The sequence below is a fragment of the Rhodococcus sp. NPDC056516 genome, assembly GCF_042794655.1.
Taxonomy (GTDB): domain Bacteria; phylum Actinomycetota; class Actinomycetes; order Mycobacteriales; family Mycobacteriaceae; genus Rhodococcus_F.
This window is the reverse complement of the sequence record NZ_JBHTTG010000006.1, coordinates 42440-61726: the sequence shown is the minus strand read 5'-3', so window position 1 is coordinate 61726 and position 19287 is coordinate 42440. Positions and strand designations below refer to the sequence as shown.

Here is a 19287-nt window from a genome sequence, read left to right as displayed (position 1 = left end):
GGTCGTTCGTTTGGTTCCCCGAAAAACGGATGCTCGAGTACGACGCAGAGTAGGACCGGGTCGCGGTGCCTCGGAGTCACGGTCTACGATTCGATGAGCGCAAGCCAGAAGCCGTTGTCCGCAGCCCGGGCGACGGACCCTGCGGGCGCAACCAAGGGCTCTGTAACGGAGTCTGCGGAGCGACCAAAGGCACATTCAGGAGGATCAGTGACTGCCGTAGCGCCCCAGCCAGTCCCCACGATAGCGCCGGCCAGGCCTTACCCGCCGCGGCAGGGACCCAAGGGCTCATTCATTTTCAAGATGATCACGACCACCGATCCCAAGGTGCTCGGAATCATGTACTTGGCGACTTCCATCGCCTTCTTCCTCATCGGTGGCCTCATGGCACTGATGATGCGTGCCGAACTTGCTGTACCCGGCATGCAGTTCCTTTCCAACGAACAGTTCAACCAGCTGTTCACCATGCACGGCACGATCATGCTGCTGCTGTACGCGACCCCGATCGTCTTCGGCTTCGCGAACTACATTCTTCCGCTCCAGATCGGTGCACCCGACGTCGCGTTCCCGCGTCTGAACGCGTTCAGCTACTGGCTGTACCTGTTCGGCGCGATCATCACGACGGCCGGATTCGTCACGCCCGGTGGCGCAGCAGACTTCGGTTGGACGGCATACACGCCGCTCACCAGCGCGCTGCACAGCCCCGGCGTCGGCGCCGACCTGTGGGTCTTGGGTCTGGCTGTCGCCGGCCTCGGCACCATCCTCGGTGGCGTCAACATGGTTACCACCGTGATCTGCCTGCGCGCACCCGGTATGACCATGTTCCGCATGCCGATCTTCACCTGGAACATCTTCATCACCAGCATCCTGATCCTGCTGGCGTTCCCGCTGCTGACCGCTGCATTCATGGGCCTGTTCGTCGACCGCCATCTCGGTGGACACATCTTCGACCCGGCGACGGGTGGTGTGCTCCTGTGGCAGCACCTGTTCTGGTTCTTCGGTCACCCCGAGGTGTACATCATCGCGCTGCCGTTCTTCGGCATCGTCTCGGAGATCTTCCCGGTCTTCAGCCGTAAGCCGATCTTCGGCTACAGCGGCCTGGTGTACGCAACGCTGGCCATCGCCGCTCTGTCGATCGCGGTGTGGGCTCACCACATGTACGCAACAGGCGCTGTTCTCCTGCCGTACTTCTCGTTCATGACGTTCCTGATCGCCGTGCCGACAGGTGTGAAGATCTTCAACTGGATCGGAACGATGTGGAAGGGGCAATTGACCTTCGAATCGCCGATGCTGTTCTCGATCGGCTTCCTGATCACCTTCCTATTCGGTGGTCTGTCGGGTGTCATCCTCGCGAGCCCGCCGCTCGACTTCCACGTCACGGACAGCTACTTCGTCGTCGCCCACTTCCACTACGTGGTCTTCGGCACGGTCGTGTTCGCCACGTACGCCGGTATCTACTTCTGGTTCCCGAAGATGACCGGTCGCATGATGGACGAGCGCCTCGGCAAGTGGCACTTCTGGACCACGTTCGTCGGCTTCCACGGCACGTTCCTCGTTCAGCACTGGCTCGGTGCCGAAGGTATGCCGCGTCGTTACGCCGACTACCTGCCCTCGGACGGATTCACGGTTCTTAACTCGGTGTCCACGATCTTCGCCTTCGTACTCGGTGCCTCGACGCTTCCGTTCATCTGGAACGTCTTCAAGAGCTACCGCTACGGCGAAGTTGTCACCGTCGACGATCCGTGGGGTTACGGAAACTCGCTGGAGTGGGCAACCACCTGCCCGCCGCCGCGTCACAACTTCACCGAGTTGCCGCGCATCCGTAGCGAGCGTCCGGCGTTCGAGTTGCACTACCCGCACATGGTGGAGCGGATGCGCGCGGAAGCGCACGTCGGCCCCGGCCACGGCGGGAAGAACGCCAGCACCGTGCTCGAAGATGCTCGTCACGAGCCGCTGACAGTCGGGGACGAAGGCGACCCCGGCACCGACAGCCGCTCCTGAGCGAAGTAACACACTGAAGTAATCAGCGAAGGCCCCGCCCGAGTAACGGGTGGGGCCTTTCGCTTGGCACAATAGTGACGATAAAGACGCGAACGAAGAAACGATCGGAGTTTTCGGTGGGTGCCTCTGACACCACTGTTCTGGTGACTGTAACCGGGCCGGACCGCCCTGGCGTCACCTCGGTATTGTTCGCGGCGCTGTCGCGGCACGATGTGCGTCTACTCGACGTGGAGCAGGTGGTGATTCGAGGTCGATTGACACTCGGAGTCATGGTGGCCTGCCCGAACGATCCCGAAGCGCTTCAGGAAGAACTCGAACAGGCGATGGCGACGGTCGGAATGAACGTCGACATCGAAATCGGTGCCGATCCCGGACGGCCCGCGGTGTCCACCCATGCGGTAGTTGTTCTCGGCAGCCCGGTCAATGCTCGCGCTATGCGATCGGTTGCGCGCGAACTCGCGAAGCAGGGCGCCAACATCGATTCCATCCGTGGTGTCGCCGATTATCCCGTCACCGGTCTCGAACTCAGCGTCAGTGCCGCGGATACTGTCGACGGCGACGCGAAGTTGCGCACCGGACTCGCCGAGGTTGCTGCACTCGAAAACGTCGACATCGCGGTCGAGCGCGCAGGTCTCGCTCGCCGGGCCAAGCGTCTGATCGTGTTCGACGTGGATTCGACGCTCGTCCAGGGCGAGGTCATCGAGATGTTGGCCGCGAAGGCCGGCGTCGAGGACGAGGTCCGCGCTGTCACCGAAGCTGCAATGCGCGGCGAGATCGACTTCACCGAATCACTGCACCAGCGGGTTGCCACACTCGCCGGTCTCGACGCCTCCGTCATCGACGAGGTGGCAGAGAGCATCGAACTGACGCCGGGTGCTCGCACCACCATTCGCACCCTGCGTCGTCTCGGATTCCACTGCGGTGTCGTGTCCGGAGGCTTCCGGCAGGTCATCGAAGGCCTCGCACACGAACTCGAACTGGACTTCGTACACGCCAACACCCTCGAGATCGTCGACGGCAAGCTGACCGGGCGTGTGATCGGTGAGATCGTCGACCGTGCCGCGAAGGCCGTAGCGCTGCGCAAGTTCGCCGATCAGGTCGGTGTGCCGATGGAACAGACCGTCGCCGTCGGTGACGGTGCCAACGACATCGACATGCTCAACGCTGCGGGCCTGGGTGTGGCGTTCAACGCCAAGCCTGCGCTGCGCGAGGTAGCGGATGCGGCTCTGTCGCACCCCTTCCTCGATGCTGTGCTGTTCATTCTCGGTGTGACTCGCGACGAGGTCGAGGCGGCAGACGCCGTCGACGGTGGCGTACGACGCGTACCGATTCCATGAGTTCCGATCCAGCAGTCAGTTCCGATCCAGCTGTCAGTTCCGATCCCGCTGTGATGTCCGGCCCCGATTCTCGGTGGCGCCAGCGTCACGCGGTGCTGGCTGCTGGGTACGGTGGGCAAGACGATCCTGCGGATCCGGCGCTGGTGCTGGCGATGCCGATCGTTCTCCACATTCCGAAGGCAGACCCGCCGAAACGCACTGCACTCCTCGAGGCTGCGGCAACCGCGGCAGTTGCGCTGTGCCTGGACGAACGCGTCGGGTTCACCGAAGACGGGGAACCCGGCCCGTGGCACGAGGACTATTCGGCGTGGGTGGGTGCCCGGATCCGGAAGGTCTCTCGTCGAGCGCGAGGTGCTCAGTGGCTTGCCGCACAGGAGGTACCGGGCATCACCGTCGACGTGGATGGTGCCCAGGCGCGGGCTTTGGTTCCCGGGCCGGTCGGAGAACTGGACCCCCGAATCAAGAAGTTGCAGATCGGTGGCACCGATCTCGAGCACGACGAACCCGGACCGCCCGAGCCTGGGCTGCCGGTTCTGTGGATCGACTCGGCGCTCGAGATGACGGTAGGCAAGGCGTCGGCTCAGGTCGGCCATGCCTCGATGTTGTTGGCAGCGGCCATGTCCGAGGAACAATGCTGGACCTGGGCGCAGAACGACTTTCGCTGCTCGGTCCGCGACGCGAGTCCGAAACAGTGGGCCGAGGCAGTAGATCGATTGAAGAAGTCGGAGGCCGTCGCGGTTCGTGATGCAGGGTTCACGGAAGTGGCACCGGGTTCCATGACAGTCATCGCGGTTCCGTAAGACTCAACCGACCAGTCCAGTATCGGCAACTTGGCTATGGATGAACAGTCCAGTGGCCTTCAGGATGGTCGAGTGTTGATACGGAGATTTGCCTCGCTGTTCGTCGGTCTGTGGTTGTACGGGTTCTCGATGGCCATGATGATCACAGCGGGGCTCGGCCTCGATCCGTGGGATGTGTTTCATCAGGGTGTGGCCGAGCACGTTTCGCTCAGCTTCGGCGTGATCACTGCAATCACCGGTGCGGTGGTACTGCTGCTCTGGATTCCGATCCGTCAGCGCCCGGGATTCGGCACGGTCGCCAATGTCGTGGTGATTGCCATCTCGGTGGATACTTCACTGGCCTTCTTGCCGGTCTTCGATTCCATGCCAGTTCGCGCTGCCATCATGGTCGGGGGAATTCTCCTCAACGGACTGGCCAGCGTTCTCTACATCGGCGCCGGCATGGGGCCGGGTCCTCGCGACGGATTGATGACCGGATTGGTTGCTCGCACCGGCCTGTCGGTCAGGCTCGTGCGTACCAGCATCGAAATCGCGGTCCTCGCTACCGGATGGCTTCTCGGTGGAACCGTCGGCGTCGGAACCGTGTTGTACGCCTTCGGAATCGGACCGACCATTCAATTCCTGATCAAGGTGCTGCCGGATTCCATGACAGCAGCGGTGACCGGCGGACGTGAAACCGAACGTAAGGCCAAGACCGTGGGTCCGGTCAACGAAATTTCGGTGCCGACGGAAACTTCCGCGGTCGAGGCAGGCTCTCCGGTCGGTGACGCTGAATCGAACGATGCAGTCAAGGTGCCGTCGAACCATTCCGGAGTTCCGACGGTGACTTGAGTCGGTCCGCCGGAATGCAGGATCAGGAGCCAACTGTCGTCACCGAGAGGGCGCCCGGTCCGCGTGTGAGACCGAACGTCGGCGCCGTCGATCCAGGCCTGCAGGGTTCGGTGAGCCTCGTCGTACCACGCGGCGTCGTCGAACTCGATGCCGGCAGCGTCGAACCAGACGAGGTCCGGGTGTTCCAGTCTTCTTCTGCCTTCGAAGAATTCGGGCTGACGCAACGCCGGTGCCGCTCGGCGTAGTCCGAGAGCTCGGGAGACGAATCGCACCAACGACTGATCGGCGCTCGTCCAGTCCAGTGCCCACGACTGTGCAGGGGAGGCAAGAGCGGGAACACAGTACGCGTTGTTGTTCCCGCCCAGGCTGTGGCCGAACTCGTCACCGGCGGTGAGCATCGGTGTACCTGTCGACAGCACAAGCGTGGCGAGCAGCGCCCGTACGTGGCGCGCCCTGGCGTCCTGAATTTCGGGATCGGTGCTCGGACCTTCGATTCCGTGGTTGAACGAATCGTTGTGATCGGCGCCGTCACGATTGTCTTCACCGTTGGCCTCGTTGTGCTTGTGGTCATATGCCACTAGATCGGCGGCCGTGAACCCGTCGTGCGCGGTGACGAAGTTGATCGATGCCCAGGGGCGACGGCCGCTGCCGGCAAAGATGTCCTCGGAACCGGCGAGGCGCGACGCGACCTTCCGGACGCTGGAGCCGCCGTTCCAGAACTGGCGAATGGTGCTGCGGTACTTGTCGTTCCATTCGGACCACTGGAGTCCGAAGTTTCCGACCTGGTAACCGTCGGCAGTCGCATCCCATGGTTCGGCGATGAGCTTGCACCGAGTCAGTACCGGATCGGAGGAGATAGCCGACAGGATTGACGCGCGCTGGTCGAAGCCGCCGCCGCGCGGTCGACCCAACGCGCTCGCGAGATCGAATCGGAAGCCGTCGACACCCATTTCGGTGGCCCAGTAACGGAGGCTGTCGGTGATCATGCGGACGGCGATGGGGGAGCAGGCGTCGACCGTGTTGCCGCACCCGGTCAGGTCGATGTCGCGGCCGTCGCCGTCGAGAAGGTAGTAGCCGGGACCGTCCAAACCTCGCCAGCTGACACTGATTCCGTCGACGCTCTGCTCGCAGGTGTGGTTGTAGACGACGTCGAGGATGACCTCGATACCTGCCGCGTGAAGTGCGTCGACCATGATCCGGAACTCGGTGACTTCGCTGCCCGGCGTTGCAGCGTATCCGGGATGCGGGGCGAAGTACGAGGCCGTCGAGTAACCCCAGTGGTTGCGCATCCCTCGCTCGCGGACGCTGTGTTCGGTCAGAAACGCCTGCACGGGAAGCAGTTCCACGGCGGTGACGCCGAGTGCGACGAGGTGATCGATCACAGCCGGCGCGGTCAGACCGAGGTACGTTCCGCGGTGGGCTGCGGGAACTCCTGGATGCGTGGCGGTGTACGAGCCCACATGCAGCTCGTAGATCACGCTTTCCTCCCAGGGCGTCTCGAGGCGGGCGGCGGCGGGCACGAGGCCTGGAGTCACCACGGACAGTGGCACGTGGCCGAGCGAGTCGAGCGTCGACGGGTCGCCGAAGGGATCGTCGGCGTACGACAGCAGGGCACGGTGATCACCGAGTTCCCCTTCGATGCGGCGCGCCCACGGATCGACGAGCAGCTTGTGTGGATTCAGTCTCAGCCCGGCGCGCGGATTCCACGGACCGCTCGCCCGAATTCCGTATCGCTGCCCCGCACCGATCCCGGCGATGATTCCGTGCCAGATTCCGTACGTGTGTTGCCGAAGTTCGACGCGATCTTCGTTTCCGGCCTGGTCGATCAGGCAGATGTGGACGCTCGACGCGGCCGGGGCGTGGACCGCGAACTGGGTTCCGGAGTCCACGATGTGGGCGCCGAGGGGGAACGGAGACCCGGGCGTCGGGGTGTGAGTTTCGATGAGAGGCGACACGCAAGATGATCCTGCCGTGAACGGCCGGAGAATGTGCGGGAAGATGTTCGGGTGCCGCTACCTGATCCAGATCTGCTCATCGATTTCGACAACGTACTCATCCGCCGGGGAGGGTCCACTCTCGTGGGTCCCGTCACCTGGAAAGTGGAGCTCGACGAGCGATGGGTGGTGCTCGGACCCAACGGCGCCGGCAAGACGTCGCTGCTGCGAATAGCGGCCGGTGAAACTTTCCCGACCAGTGGTTCTGCCCACCTCCTCGGTGAAGTTCTCGGCAAGGTCGACGTCAACGAGTTGCGCCCGCGAATCGGATTGTCCTCGTCGTCGCTGGCAAACCGGGTTCCCGGCGACGAGAAGGTCAGCGACCTCGTCGTGTCGGCGGGCTACGCCGTTCTCGGTCGGTGGCGCGAGGAGTACGAATCCATGGACACCTCGCGTGCTGTGGAGATGCTCGAAAGCCTCGGCGCCGAGCACCTGGCGGATCGGACGTACGGGACGCTTTCGGAAGGCGAGCGCAAGCGCGTCCTCATCGCGCGAGCCTTGATGACTGATCCCGAGCTTCTTCTTCTGGACGAGCCGGCAGCCGGCCTCGATCTCGGTGGCCGTGAGGAACTTGTGGCCAGGCTCGCCGAACTGGCCGCCGATCCGGACGCCCCGGCAACCGTTCTGATCACCCATCACGTCGAGGAAATCCCGCCGGGATTCACTCACGCACTCCTTCTCAAGGAAGGTGAGGTCGTCTCCCAGGGCCTTCTGGACGACGTCATCACTGCCGAAAATCTGAGCGCGGCATTCAGCCAGTCCATCAGCCTCGACAAGGCGGACGGCCGATACTTCGCGCGCCGCGCGAGGCCGTCCGGAGCTCATCGCGCGTGAGCTTCAGTGGGACCTGAAATGCGGCCCAGATCACAGATCGCGTAGGTTCGCGAAGCATGGCTAACGAGAATGCAAACGCTGTCCCCGAGCCCAAGGACGCGTCGACCGTCATCTTGGTGCGCGATGCCGAATCCGGTATCGAGATCTTCCTGCTTCAACGAGTACAGGGGATGGCGTTTGCCGGGGGCATGACGGTCTTCCCCGGCGGCGGCGTCGACAAGTCCGACGCGACGGCCGAGGTCGAGTGGGCCGGCCCGTCGGTCGAGTGGTGGGCCGAGCGGTTCAGCACGGATGTGGCTCGGGCGAAGGCCCTCGTCTTGGCTGCGGTTCGGGAAACGTTCGAGGAGTGCGGCGTCCTGCTCGCCGGACCGACCGCAGGCACCGTCGTGGCAGACACGGCCGGCTACGCGCAGGTCCGGGTTGCTCTCGAAAAGCACGAGTTGTCGTTCAGTGATTTCCTGAAAAAGGAGAACCTGGTCCTGCGAACGGATCTGCTGCGGCCGTGGGCGAACTGGATCACGCCGGTGGGCGAGACCCGCCGCTACGACACGCGCTTCTTCGTCGCGGCGTCACCGACCGGACAGATTGCGGACGGAGTCACCTCCGAGGCCGCCGAGGTTCGTTGGCAGAGCCCGCAGGACGCTCTTGCGCATTGGCGTGAGGGTGGCAGCATCCTGTTGCCGCCGACATGGAGTCAGCTGACCGAATTGGCCAAGTTCAGCTCGGTGGCGGAGATACTCGCAGCCGAGCCGGAGATCCCCGTCATCCTGCCTACGCTGATCACCGACGAGGAAACTCTGCGCGTGGAATTCCCGAACCAGGACGGCTACTACACAGCCGGACCGCATCCGTGGTCGATCAAGGCGGCAAAGTAGATTCTCGATCATGGCTGAATTTGTGACTCTCGAAGTTTCCGAAGGCATCGGCACCATCCGTCTGGCGCGCCCGCCCATGAACGCACTGAACCGTCAGGTGCAGGACGAGTTGGCAGCTGCCGCACACGCTGCGACCGTCGACAAGGCGGTCAAGGCCGTCATCGTCTACGGCGGGGAGAAGGTCTTCGCTGCCGGCGCCGACGTCAAGGAAATGGCCGAGATGGACTACGGCCAGATCCGTGACGCGATCGGTGGCATGCAGGCAGGGCTCGGCGCCGTGGCGTCCATCCCGAAGCCGACCGTTGCCGCGATCACCGGATACGCACTCGGTGGCGGACTCGAAGTTGCACTTTCGGCCGATCGCCGGATTGTCGGAGACAACGCCAAGCTCGGAGTTCCGGAGATTCTGCTCGGAATCATTCCCGGTGGCGGCGGAACGCAGCGCCTGGCTCGCCTGATCGGGCCGGCCAAGGCCAAGGATCTGGTCTTCACCGGCCGCTTCGTCGGCGCTGACGAGGCGTTGGCCATCGGGTTGGTCGACGAGGTTGTCGCTCCTGACGACGTGTACACCGCAGCCCGCACGTGGGCCTCGCAGTTCGTCGGAGGTGCGTCGCGCGCGTTGGCTGCTGCCAAGGCGGCCATCGACGAGGGTCTGAACACCGACCTGGAATCCGGCCTCAAGATCGAGCAGCATCTGTTCGCCGGATTGTTCGCGACCAAGGATCAGACGATCGGCATGGAGTCGTTCATCGCCAACGGTCCGGGCAAGGCCGAGTTCACGGGCGAGTAGGCTCCCCTAAACTAGAACTTGTTCATCTCTTACCAGCGAGTAGGATAGCCGCCATGACAGCCAGCCCGAATGACGACGCAACCGTCACGCCGCCCGCCGCTACCGACACCTCGGTAGTCGACCCTGCGCCGCGGCCGCACGCCACGGCCGAAGAGGTCGAGGCCGCTCGTAAGGACACCAAGCTCGCCCAGGTGCTCTACCACGACTGGGAAGCCGAAACCTACGACGACAAGTGGTCCATCTCGTACGACGAGCGCTGCATCGACTACGCACGTGGTCGTTTCGACGCCGTCGCGGGCGACCAGCCGCTCCCGTACGAGCGCGCCCTCGAACTGGGTTGCGGCACCGGATTCTTCCTCCTCAACCTGATGCAGGGTGGAGTCGCCAAAACCGGCTCGGTCACCGACCTCTCGCCCGGCATGGTGAAGGTCGCGCTGCGCAATGCCGAGAGCCTCGGCCTGCCGGTCGACGGCCGTGTCGCCGACGCCGAGACCATTCCGTACGAGGACAACACCTTCGACCTGGTTGTCGGTCACGCCGTGCTGCACCACATTCCGGACGTCGAGAAGTCGCTGCGTGAGGTCCTTCGTGTCCTCAAGCCCGGCGGACGTTTCGTCTTCGCCGGTGAGCCCACCACTGTCGGCAACTTCTACGCTCGCTGGCTCGGCCGCGCGACGTGGGAAGCAACCACTCGCGTGACCAAGCTGCCGTTCCTCGCAGACTGGCGTCGCCCGCAGGAAGAGCTCGACGAGTCCTCCCGCGCAGCAGCTCTCGAAGCTGTCGTCGACATCCACACGTTCGATCCCACGGACCTCGAGAACATGGCGAAGTCCGCCGGCGCCGATCAGGTCCACGCTGCCACCGAGGAGTTCGCCGCGGCGCTTCTCGGCTGGCCTGTCCGTACCTTCGAGGCGGCTGTTCCGCCGGAGAAGCTCGGTTGGGGCTGGGGGCGTTTCGCTTTCGGTGGTTGGAAGACGCTCAGCTGGGTCGACGAGAAGGTACTCCGCCACGTCGTTCCTCGCGGATTCTTCTACAACGTCATGATCACCGGCGTGAAGCCCGGAAACTGAATTGGGCTATGACTTCACCCTCGGCGACGTCGACTATCTCGGAAGTGATTCCGGCGTAGCGGCCTTGGCCGAGGTGGATCAGCTCGAACTGTCCACGCGTACGCGTCTGGCCGACATCGGCCGGGCGCGTACGCGTTTCGGTGATCACATGCCCGCGCTCGTGGACACCGTCCTACTTCGGCGCAAGGCGGCCGCGAAACTGCCGGGCAGTGAGCAGTGGTTGTTCACGGACGACGCGATGCAACAAGCCACTCCTGGCGTTGTCGCGGCCCACCGTGCGCAGCGTCTGATCGGTCGCGACGTCCATGACGTGACGTGCTCCATCGGCGCCGAACTGCACGCATTGACCGGCGTTGCACATCGCGTGATCGGCAGCGACATCGATTCCGTTCGGCTGGCGATGGCGCAGCGCAATGTGCCGAGTGCAGCATTGTTGCGCGCCGACGCTCTCCGCCCGACGAGCCGCGAAACCGTGGTACTGGCAGATCCCGCAAGGCGATCGGGTGGTCGCCGCACTCATGATCCCGCAGCGCTGATGCCGCCGTTACCAGACCTCATCGAGGCGTACTCCGGGCGAGATCTCGCCGTGAAGTGCGCTCCCGGACTCGATTTCGACAATCTCGGTTGGGCGGGCGAAGTCGAGGTCGTCTCGCTCGACGGCGGTGTCAAGGAAGCCTGCCTGTGGTCTTCGGGGCTGGCCGAGTCCGGCGTTACGTGTCGAGCGTCGGTGCTTCGCTCCGACGGGACCGGTTGGGCGATCACCGACGCCGAGGATGACGTCATCCCGGAGCAGGCACCGGGGGAGTGGATCGTCGACCCGGACGGGGCGGTAGTGCGCGCGGGCCTCGTGCGCCACTACGCGGCCAGACACGGCCTGTGGCAACTGGATCCGCGGATCGCTTATCTGACCGGTGACAGTGTCCCTGAGGGCGTTCGCGGATTCCGGATCCTCGAGCAGATCAAGTACTCGGAGAAACTGCTCAAGCAGACGCTGGCCAAGCGGGACTGCGGTGCCGCCGAAATTTTGGTGCGGGGAGTCGACGTCGATCCGGCAGTGCTGCGTCCGCGGCTCAAGCTGAAAGGCTCGCTCGCGCTGAGCGTCGTGATCGTTCGGGTCGGACGATCTGCGTCGGCCTTCATCTGTGAGGCATCCCGCTAGATCACTTGAAGACGAACAGCTCACCGATTGCGCTGGGCGTCAACACTTCGCCCTTGGGGCCGATGGAAGTGCCGACGGTGAAGCCGACCGCGCCCGGCAACGTGTCCTGATCCACCGTCTCGCCGGTTTCGGTGTCGAAGGTGATCAGGCTCAGTCCGTTCTCGCCCTCGCGCACGACGGTGTATCCGGTGTTACCGGCGGTCTGTGCCGGAACACCCAGCTGCAGAAGGTCCTTACGCTCCCAGACCAGTTCGGCGCGATCTCCCTCGTCGCGCACGGCAAGGAGATGCCCCTTGTCGCCGCCGGCGGGGATGATCAGGCCGTCGTCGGACGTCGAGGCACTGCCGGCCGAGTTGAAGCCGATGTCGTAACTCCACCGCGGGTCACCGGTTTCGGCGTCCACCGCCCAGAGTGATCCGTTGTTGTCGGTGGCGTACACGGTCTTGCCGTCCTTCGACAGATCCGGGCTCGACGCAGTCCCACCGGGAAGCGCATCGGTGGACCACTCACGGGTGATGGACGGATTGTCGCCGCCCGTGTACTTCATGGCGACCAGATCGGCAGCCTGAGAACTGGGCCCGTAGAAGGTGAAGTAGAACTTGCCGGTGCCCAGGTCGACTGCCGGAGTATTGGCCACCGGGCAGCCGGACGTGCCGAGGAAGCACTCGTTCAAACCCTTGTTGTCGGGAATGAGTTCTGCGTTCGCGCCCTGGTCGATCGACGGCGGTGGGATCAGGTCGAACGACGGAAGAACCTTTGCGCCGGTCTGCGGGTTGAGCACGTTGATCTGGCCCAGTTGCGTGATGAACAGCAGGTTCCCGTCGCCGGTGAACTGCGACGAGAGCGGAGTGCCCACAACGAGCGTGCGCCAACGCAATTGACCCGTCTCGGTGAAGGACATCATCGCGCCGCTCTCGCCGACGTAGACATTGGTGGCCGTGTCGACGATGGGCGTCGAGGCGACTACGCCGTCGTTGAGTCGAGCGCACCACTTCTTGCGACCCGAATCCATCTGGAACGAAAAGAGATTGCAGCCGTTCTCGGTGCGGGCGGTGACGAAGCTCTGGCCGTTCGCGGCCACCGAGGCGTACGCGGCAACCGGACCGCCGAGGGGCCGTGACCACGCGAACTCGATATCGCGTGATCCGGTGACCGGACTCGTGTCGCTGTTGCGTGCGTCGGCATGCATGGCCGGCCAACCCGCCGACGCGTACCGGTCCACCCGGCCGTCGTCGCTGCCGCAACCGGCGATCAGGACCGCAGCGATCGCCGTCGACACCATCACGGACGACCGTAGGACCCGCCGCATCACAATCTCCCTGCCTTCACTTCGTCAAGAGCCTTCGACAACTGCACAAGCCCGGACCAGAGACTATCCCGACCGGGGCAACGTGACGGGGCACACCCCGAGGGTCGGTGAGTCGGCCCCACGTAGGCTGAACACTCATGACGAGCATGTGGGGCGCACCGTTGCGCACTCGATGGCGGGGATCACGCCGAGGCGACAGCGATCAGGCCAAGTTCTTGACGGTCGATTCCCTCAAATGGGTTCTGGCGAACAAGGCGTACACACCCTGGTACCTGGTGCGGTACTACCGTCTCGCCAAGTTCAAGATGGCCAACCCGCACGTGATCCTGCGCGGCATGGTGTTCCTCGGCAAGAACGTCGAAATCCATTCCACCCCCGACCTGTCCCGCCTCGAGATCGGGCGCTGGGTGCACATCGGTGACGGCAATGCGATCCGGTGCCACGAAGGCTCGCTGCGCATCGGCGACAAGGTCGTCTTCGGCAAGGACAACGTCGTCAACACCTATCTTGACATCGAAATCGGTGCTTCGACGCTCGTAGCCGACTGGTGCTACATCTGCGACTTCGACCACCGCATGGACGACATCAATACACCGATCAAGGACCAGGGCATCGTCAAGGGGCCCGTCCGTATCGGCCCGGACACCTGGGTTGCCGCGAAGGTCACCGTGCTGCGGAACACCCGCGTCGGACGTGGTTGTGTCCTCGGGGCGCACGCCGTCGTCAAGGGAGACATCCCGGACTACAGCATCGCTGTCGGCTCGCCCGCGAAGGCGGTCAAGAACCGCAAGTCCGATTGGGAAGCCGGCGCTGCCGATCGCGCGAAGTACGTCGCCGCGCTCGAGGACATCGCGCGCAAGAAGGCTGCCGCAGACGCTGCCGACGCGTCGTCGACGTCGTAAGTCACTTTTCGACAGATCCCGCGATTACTTTCGGCGCCGCCACCGGTCTGTATCGGTATCGGCGCCGAAAGTCTGCGCCGGTGAAAGGAGTGCCGACATGAGCGAACAGACACCCGAATGGGTCGTGGCGCAGCGCCGCGAACTGGTGGGATTTCTCGAAGGCCTGAACGCAGAGCAGTGGAACGCGCCGACCCTGTGCGACGGGTGGCGCGTCCGCGAAGTGATCGCGCACATCACCATGCCGTACCGATACTCGGCGCCGCGATTCGTCGTGGAAATGGTCAAGTCACGCGGAAATTTCAACAAGATGTCGAATCGGCGAGCGCTCGCCGACGCGTCGGAAGTTGGTGAGCAACAACTGCTCGCCTCGCTTCGTGACAACGTTGCACACCCGTGGAAGCCGCCGGGCGGCGGCTTCGAGGGCGCGCTCTCGCACGACGTGATCCACGGTCAGGACATTCGCGTGGCACTCGGCGACGATTACGTGGTGCCGGAAGACCGGCTCAGCCGCGTCCTCGGCGGCCTCTCACCCAAAACGGTGAAGTATTTCGGGACGGACCTCGACGGCGCGCGGCTGCGCGCCGACGACCGAGACTGGGAATACGGTGCGGGCGCCGAGGTCCACGGAGCGGCGCAGGATCTGCTGCTGGTGGTGTGCGGCCGGATGTTGCCGCCAGGCCATCTGCTCGGGGATGCGAGTTCTCGCTTCACCGCGCCGCTCCCGACCCCTTGAGGTCAGCGCCCAGGTAGCGGACGCTCGGGTATTTGCGGACGTGCCAGCGGCTGCCGCACCCGACGCTTTGCGCCCGCGTAGACGTGCGCAGTCTCCTCGGCGACCTGATGCCAGTCGAAGTCCGACGTCAGGCGTGCCCGGGCGGCCACGGCCCGCTCCTGTGCCCCGGCGGGATCGTCGAGAACCTCGCGAACTGCCGAGGTGAGGCCGGCGATGTCGCCCGGTTGGAAAGACATGCCTGTCACCCCGTCGACGACGGCCTCGCCCAGTCCGCCTGCGGTGGACGTGATCAGCGGAGTGCCGGCTGCCGCCGCTTCGAGGGCGATGATCCCGAACGGCTCGTAGCGCGACGGCAGGACGATGGCATCTGCGCCGTGCAGCCAGCTGAGCAGTTCGGTGTGATCGAGGTTGCCGAGAAAGTCGACGGCCCGCGCGACGCGATGCGTGCGTGCCTGTTGGTAGAGCCAGGTGAACTGGGTACCTTCGCCTGCGATCGCGAGGGTCGTGCCGGGGTGGCTACGACGGATTCGGGGGAGTGCTGCGATGGCGTCCTGTACGCCCTTCTCGTATTCCAGGCGGCCGACGAAGAGGAGTTTCGGCGGTCCGGATCGCGGTCCTCGTTCGCGAAAGTTCCACGTGGTCACGTCGATTCCGTTGCGGATGACGGTGATCGGTGGAAGAGTCGGGCCGTAGAGCTCGGTCACTTCTTCCTGCATTGACGCCGAACAGGTTATGAGAGAGTCGGATTCGTTTGCAAGCCACCATTCGACGGAGTGGACCTGACGGTTGATTCGGCCGGAGATCCAACCGCTGTGCCGACCGGCTTCGGTGGCATGAAGCGTGGAAACCAGTGGTACGTCGTAGAATTCGGCCAGGGCGATCGCCGGATGTGCAACCAGCCAGTCGTGCGCGTGCACCACATCCGGTTGCCAACCTTCGCCGACGCCGGGCTTGTGCAGCGCCATTCCGGCACGGACCATCGCATGGCCCATGGCCAGGGTCCACGCGAGCATGTCCTCACCGAAGACGAAGTGCGCCGGGTCCTCGGCCACCGCGACGACGAGAACGCCCTCGGAAATGTGCGTGACTGTCGGGTGGGTCGATGAATCGGTGCCGGACGGGCGGCGTGAGAGCACCACGACCTCGTGGCCCGCGGCTGCCAATTCGGTGGCGAGATGGTGGACGTGTCGACCGAGCCCGCCGACGACGACCGGTGGGTACTCCCACGAGACGATGAGAATTTTCACGACGGACTCAGTTCTGTTTCAGGTAGACGGCGAGCATCCAGTCCCGGGAACAACCCGTCGGCGCGATTCCAGCCTTCGGCGAGTCGCACGGCGACGGCATCGCGGCCGGATACCAGCGCTTCGGAGATTTCCCTGGTCGCATGGGCGTGCTTGTGCGCACGTTCGCGGGCGTACCCCGCGGCCGAATCCTTGCTCACCATGAATGCCCAATCGCTCGAAACTGTCATCAGTGTCTCGCGAAGTACCTGATCGTTGACGCGGTTTCGCAGTTCCGGTCGTCCGGGTGCGTTGTCGCGTCCGCGAGACTTGTCCACGGTGCCGAGCGCGGTCTCCACCACTTCGGAGTTCAGTTGCACCAGGTCGGATACCTGATCGCCGGCCCACACGCGCCAGTCCTTACCCGATCCCCAGGACGAGTCCTCGAGCTGAACGGGTTCGCCGACGTATCCCGATGCCTTGGCGTCGGCGAGGGTGCCGACGCGGATTCCGGCTTCGGGGAGCGCGCGCAGGAGCTTCTCGAGCCACTGCGGACCTTCGTGCCACCAGTGCCCGAACAGTTCGGTGTCGAAAGCGGCGACCACGAGGGCGTCGCGGCCGATGCGGGCGGATTCACTGCGCAGACGCGCCCGAACGGTTTCGACGAAGTCGGCGACATGCTTGTCGACGGCGGCCGCGGCGAGTTCGGGGTCGTAGGGCAACTTGTCGGCGGAGTCGACGGTCCGTCCGGTGACCCGCGACGGCTTGAGGCCCGTCGCGTGGTCGTAGGTGTGGAAGTCGCGGTAGGCAGCGTGGCCCGGGTATCCGGACTTGGGGGACCAGACACGGTAGCTGACCTGCAGGTCGCGGCCGAAAGCGACGACGTCGGATTCTCGAACCGGTCGGCCGACGGACGTGTCGCCGCGCAGGGCGGGGCCGTCGACCATGAAGTGAGTGACGCCGGCTTCGGCGTAACCGCGCTCCATGCCCGGGGTGTACCCGCACTCGGGTCCCCAGATCCCGGTAGGGGTGTGGTTCCACCGGGCATGCGCGTCGGCGAGACCTTCGCGGAGGGAGAAGGCTCGCAAGCGCGGATCGAGCAGTGGTTGGAACGGATGGGCCAGCGGCCCGCCGAGAAGCTCGAATGCCTCACGATCGATGAGGTCGCGAAATACCGGCGAGGCACCGTGCTGCCAGTGAGTCTCGAAATCTTCGAGAGCGGCTGCTGACGCCCGGTGTTCGCGCGCTCCGAGTTCGCGGTGCGCTGCGTCCGGCATGCCGGCGGCCTCGTGGGCGCGGATCTGCCAGTTGCCGAGCCAGTGATGCATTCCGGCGAGGCAGTGGGGATCGTCCAACTGGGCTGCGAGTACCGGCGTGATGCCCAGCGTCAGCAAGTGCGATCGGCCCTCGTCGGCCAAGCGTCGTAGCGCCGCGGCGAGCGGAATGTACGACGCAGCCCAGGACTGGTAGATCCATTCCTCGCCGACTGGCCATCTGCCGTGGTTGGCGAGCCACGGCAGATGGGAGTGCAGAACCAGGGCGAACATCCCCGGTTCGGTGACGGGTGTTGCGTTACTCACTCGCCGGTTTCCTTCACGGCAATAGCGACGAGGTCGAGGCTGTCGTCGATGTCAGGTTCGCTGATGCTGAAATCGTCGACGGTGATGCCCTCGACGTCGCGGGTGAGATCTTCCGGCCAGGGCTCACCGGCCAGCGCGCGGTCGATCTGCGCATTGATGAACGATCCGCCGTGCTTGGCGTCGAGTTCCTTCAGACGCGAACCGTGGTGCACACCGGTCATCAACTGAACGCGGAATCCGGCGGCTTCGAGCAATTCGGTCATTTCGGCGGCGTTGAGCTCACGAGTGTGGAAAGGGTTGAGCGGCGTGTCGCGGCCGGGGGAGAAGGTGATCCGGTTGGGGGTGCTGATGAGAAGTTCACCGCCGGGAGCGAGAACTCGGAAGCACTCGCGCAAGAACTGACCCTGATCCCACAGGTGCTCGATCACCTGGAAATTGACGACGACGTCAACGGAGTTGTCGGCCAGTGGAAGCTCGGCGAGGTTGCCGTGAAGCATCTCGACGCGGGGGTAGCGGGCACGGACGTGTTCGACCGCGGAGATGTCGTAATCGAGGCCGGTAACCTTCGTTGCGACGTCGGCAATCATGTTGGCGCCGTAGCCTTCTCCGGATCCGGCTTCGAGGACTCGGCGATCCGTGCAGCGCTCCAGAAGTGCGCGGTACACCACTTCGTGGCGTCGGAACCAGTAGTTCTCCTCGGGGATTCCTGGCACCGTTCGCTCGCCCGTCAGGGGCAGGGGTGCGTCCTCGTGGTTGCTGACACTCGTTTCACTCACCCGTGCGAGATTAGTGCCATCCGAGTAGAACGTGTTCGCCGTGGTCCAGATCACTGCTGTCAATTCCTGTTCGTGCCGTTATGGTGGACGAGGTTCCATGTTAAGTTACCCACCGGTAACTTAACGTGGGGTAATCTAACGCACAGCCGACGTGAACCGAGAAATCCGCCCGTAGGGAGACCTGTCGGACTCTCTTTTCGGACGCTCGGACTGCGCGAGCACCACAGACGATTTATCAGGTGAATTACACACAGGAGGTCGACGAAGACCCATGACGAATATCGTTGTTTTGATCAAGCAGGTCCCCGACACATGGTCCGAGCGCAAGCTGACCGACGGCGACTACACGCTTGACCGTGAAGCCGCCGACGCAGTCCTCGACGAGATCAACGAGCGCTCCGTCGAAGAAGCACTCCTCATCAAGGAAGCTCAGGGCGGTGAGGTAACGGTGCTGTCCGCAGGTCCCGACCGCGCCACCGACGCTATCCGCAAGGCTCTGTCGATGGGCGCCGACAAGGCTGTCCACATCAACGACCCGGCACTGCACGGCTCCGACGCGATCCAGACCGCATGGACCCTCGCTGCTGCTCTCGGACAGATCACCTTCGAGAACGACGAGCCTGCCGACCTGATCATCGCCGGCAACGAGGCCACCGACGGCCGCGTCGGCGCTGTCCCGGCCATCATCGCCGAGTACCTGGGCATCCCGCAGCTCACGCAGCTGCGCAAGGTCGTCGTCGCCGACGGCAAGATCACCGGTGAGCGCGAGACCGACGAGGGCGTCTTCGGCCTCGAGGCTTCGCTGCCCGCGATCGTCTCGGTCACCGAGAAGATCAACGAGCCGCGCTTCCCGTCCTTCAAGGGCATCATGGCCGCGAAGAAGAAGGAAGTTCTCGTCTACACGCTGGCCGACCTCGGAGTCGATCCGGAGACCGTCGGTGTTGCCAACGCCGGCACCACCGTGACGTCCTCCACCCCGAAGCCCCCCCGTACCGCTGGTGAGCGCATCGCCGACGAGGGAGACGGTGGCACCAAGATTGCCGCTTACCTCGTCAGCAACAAGGTCATCTGATCGC

The 19287-nt window shown here is 64.2% G+C and carries 16 protein-coding genes and 1 pseudogene; 12 read left to right on the top strand and 5 right to left on the bottom strand.

Going from position 1 to position 19287, the window contains the following annotated elements:
* The first annotated feature begins 207 nt into the window (after positions 1 to 207).
* The 4 genes from ctaD (at position 208) to ACFQ6Y_RS18890 (ending at position 4966) form a co-directional block, all read left to right on the top strand.
* The gene (ctaD, locus tag ACFQ6Y_RS18905) at positions 208 to 1998 is read left to right on the top strand and encodes a cytochrome c oxidase subunit I (RefSeq protein WP_020907234.1); all 1791 of its coding nucleotides are present in this window, start codon (positions 208 to 210) and stop codon (positions 1996 to 1998) included.
* Between the two features lie 116 nt (positions 1999 to 2114).
* Entirely contained in the window at positions 2115 to 3335 is a 1221-nt protein-coding gene (serB, locus tag ACFQ6Y_RS18900; RefSeq protein ID WP_020969288.1) for a phosphoserine phosphatase SerB, read from the top strand.
* 53 nt (positions 3336 to 3388) lie between these two features.
* A complete protein-coding gene (locus ACFQ6Y_RS18895; RefSeq protein WP_378636742.1) occupies positions 3389 to 4135 on the top strand; it encodes a peptidyl-tRNA hydrolase in 747 nt (248 codons plus the stop codon).
* A 36-nt stretch (positions 4136 to 4171) separates the two neighbouring features.
* Positions 4172 to 4966 carry a YitT family protein gene (locus tag ACFQ6Y_RS18890; RefSeq protein ID WP_378635808.1) on the top strand — a complete coding sequence of 265 codons (795 nt, stop codon included), beginning with the start codon at positions 4172 to 4174 and terminating at the stop codon, positions 4964 to 4966.
* Here the strand turns inward: ACFQ6Y_RS18890 and glgX are convergent.
* Positions 4879 to 6921, bottom strand: a pseudogene (gene glgX / locus ACFQ6Y_RS18885) (glycogen debranching protein GlgX); the annotation flags it as partial. The gene ACFQ6Y_RS18890 and the pseudogene glgX sit on opposite strands and share 88 nt — an antisense overlap.
* 51 nt (positions 6922 to 6972) lie before the next feature.
* Here glgX and ACFQ6Y_RS18880 point away from each other — a divergent pair.
* From ACFQ6Y_RS18880 to ACFQ6Y_RS18860, 5 genes are read left to right on the top strand one after another with little or no spacing between them, the layout of a single operon-like run.
* Positions 6973 to 7794, top strand: coding sequence for an ABC transporter ATP-binding protein (locus ACFQ6Y_RS18880; RefSeq protein ID WP_003944728.1), 822 nt, complete (start codon positions 6973 to 6975; stop codon positions 7792 to 7794).
* A gap of 56 nt (positions 7795 to 7850) precedes the next feature.
* Positions 7851 to 8669 carry an NUDIX hydrolase gene (locus tag ACFQ6Y_RS18875; protein WP_378635803.1) on the top strand — a complete coding sequence of 273 codons (819 nt, stop codon included), beginning with the start codon at positions 7851 to 7853 and terminating at the stop codon, positions 8667 to 8669.
* A gap of 10 nt (positions 8670 to 8679) precedes the next feature.
* Positions 8680 to 9459 carry an enoyl-CoA hydratase/isomerase family protein gene (locus ACFQ6Y_RS18870; protein ID WP_230812784.1) on the top strand — a complete coding sequence of 260 codons (780 nt, stop codon included), beginning with the start codon at positions 8680 to 8682 and terminating at the stop codon, positions 9457 to 9459.
* Between the two features lie 53 nt (positions 9460 to 9512).
* Complete coding sequence (locus tag ACFQ6Y_RS18865) at positions 9513 to 10529, top strand: class I SAM-dependent methyltransferase (RefSeq protein WP_003944733.1); 1017 nt, start codon at positions 9513 to 9515, stop codon at positions 10527 to 10529.
* Between the two features lies 1 nt (position 10530).
* On the top strand, positions 10531 to 11688 hold the full coding sequence (locus ACFQ6Y_RS18860) for a class I SAM-dependent methyltransferase (protein WP_378635800.1): 1158 nt from the start codon (positions 10531 to 10533) through the stop codon (positions 11686 to 11688).
* Position 11689: 1 nt separating this feature from the next.
* Here ACFQ6Y_RS18860 and ACFQ6Y_RS18855 read toward each other — a convergent pair whose 3' ends face one another.
* The gene (locus ACFQ6Y_RS18855; RefSeq protein ID WP_378635795.1) at positions 11690 to 12997 is read right to left on the bottom strand and encodes a PQQ-binding-like beta-propeller repeat protein; all 1308 of its coding nucleotides are present in this window, start codon (positions 12995 to 12997) and stop codon (positions 11690 to 11692) included.
* Between the two features lie 137 nt (positions 12998 to 13134).
* On the opposite strand from ACFQ6Y_RS18855, the gene ACFQ6Y_RS18850 reads away from it, so the two are divergent.
* Together ACFQ6Y_RS18850 and ACFQ6Y_RS18845 are read left to right on the top strand one after the other, a co-directional pair.
* Entirely contained in the window at positions 13135 to 13899 is a 765-nt protein-coding gene (locus ACFQ6Y_RS18850) for an acyltransferase (protein WP_283303684.1), read from the top strand.
* Positions 13900 to 13996: 97 nt separating this feature from the next.
* A complete protein-coding gene (locus ACFQ6Y_RS18845) occupies positions 13997 to 14632 on the top strand; it encodes a maleylpyruvate isomerase family mycothiol-dependent enzyme (RefSeq protein WP_378635790.1) in 636 nt (211 codons plus the stop codon).
* 2 nt (positions 14633 to 14634) lie between these two features.
* Here ACFQ6Y_RS18845 and ACFQ6Y_RS18840 read toward each other — a convergent pair whose 3' ends face one another.
* From ACFQ6Y_RS18840 to ACFQ6Y_RS18830, 3 genes are read right to left on the bottom strand one after another with little or no spacing between them, the layout of a single operon-like run.
* Positions 14635 to 15879 carry a glycosyltransferase family 4 protein gene (locus ACFQ6Y_RS18840; protein ID WP_283303686.1) on the bottom strand — a complete coding sequence of 415 codons (1245 nt, stop codon included), beginning with the start codon at positions 15877 to 15879 and terminating at the stop codon, positions 14635 to 14637.
* On the bottom strand, positions 15876 to 17402 hold the full coding sequence (locus tag ACFQ6Y_RS18835) for a 1,4-alpha-glucan branching protein domain-containing protein (protein ID WP_378636738.1): 1527 nt from the start codon (positions 17400 to 17402) through the stop codon (positions 15876 to 15878). The genes ACFQ6Y_RS18840 and ACFQ6Y_RS18835 overlap by 4 nt, the downstream gene beginning before the upstream one ends.
* A gap of 29 nt (positions 17403 to 17431) precedes the next feature.
* The gene (locus ACFQ6Y_RS18830) at positions 17432 to 18211 is read right to left on the bottom strand and encodes a methyltransferase domain-containing protein (RefSeq protein WP_378635787.1); all 780 of its coding nucleotides are present in this window, start codon (positions 18209 to 18211) and stop codon (positions 17432 to 17434) included.
* A 271-nt stretch (positions 18212 to 18482) separates the two neighbouring features.
* Between ACFQ6Y_RS18830 and ACFQ6Y_RS18825 the strand changes: the two genes are divergently transcribed.
* Complete coding sequence (locus ACFQ6Y_RS18825) at positions 18483 to 19283, top strand: electron transfer flavoprotein subunit beta/FixA family protein (protein ID WP_019747906.1); 801 nt, start codon at positions 18483 to 18485, stop codon at positions 19281 to 19283.
* Positions 19284 to 19287: the final 4 nt, after the last annotated feature.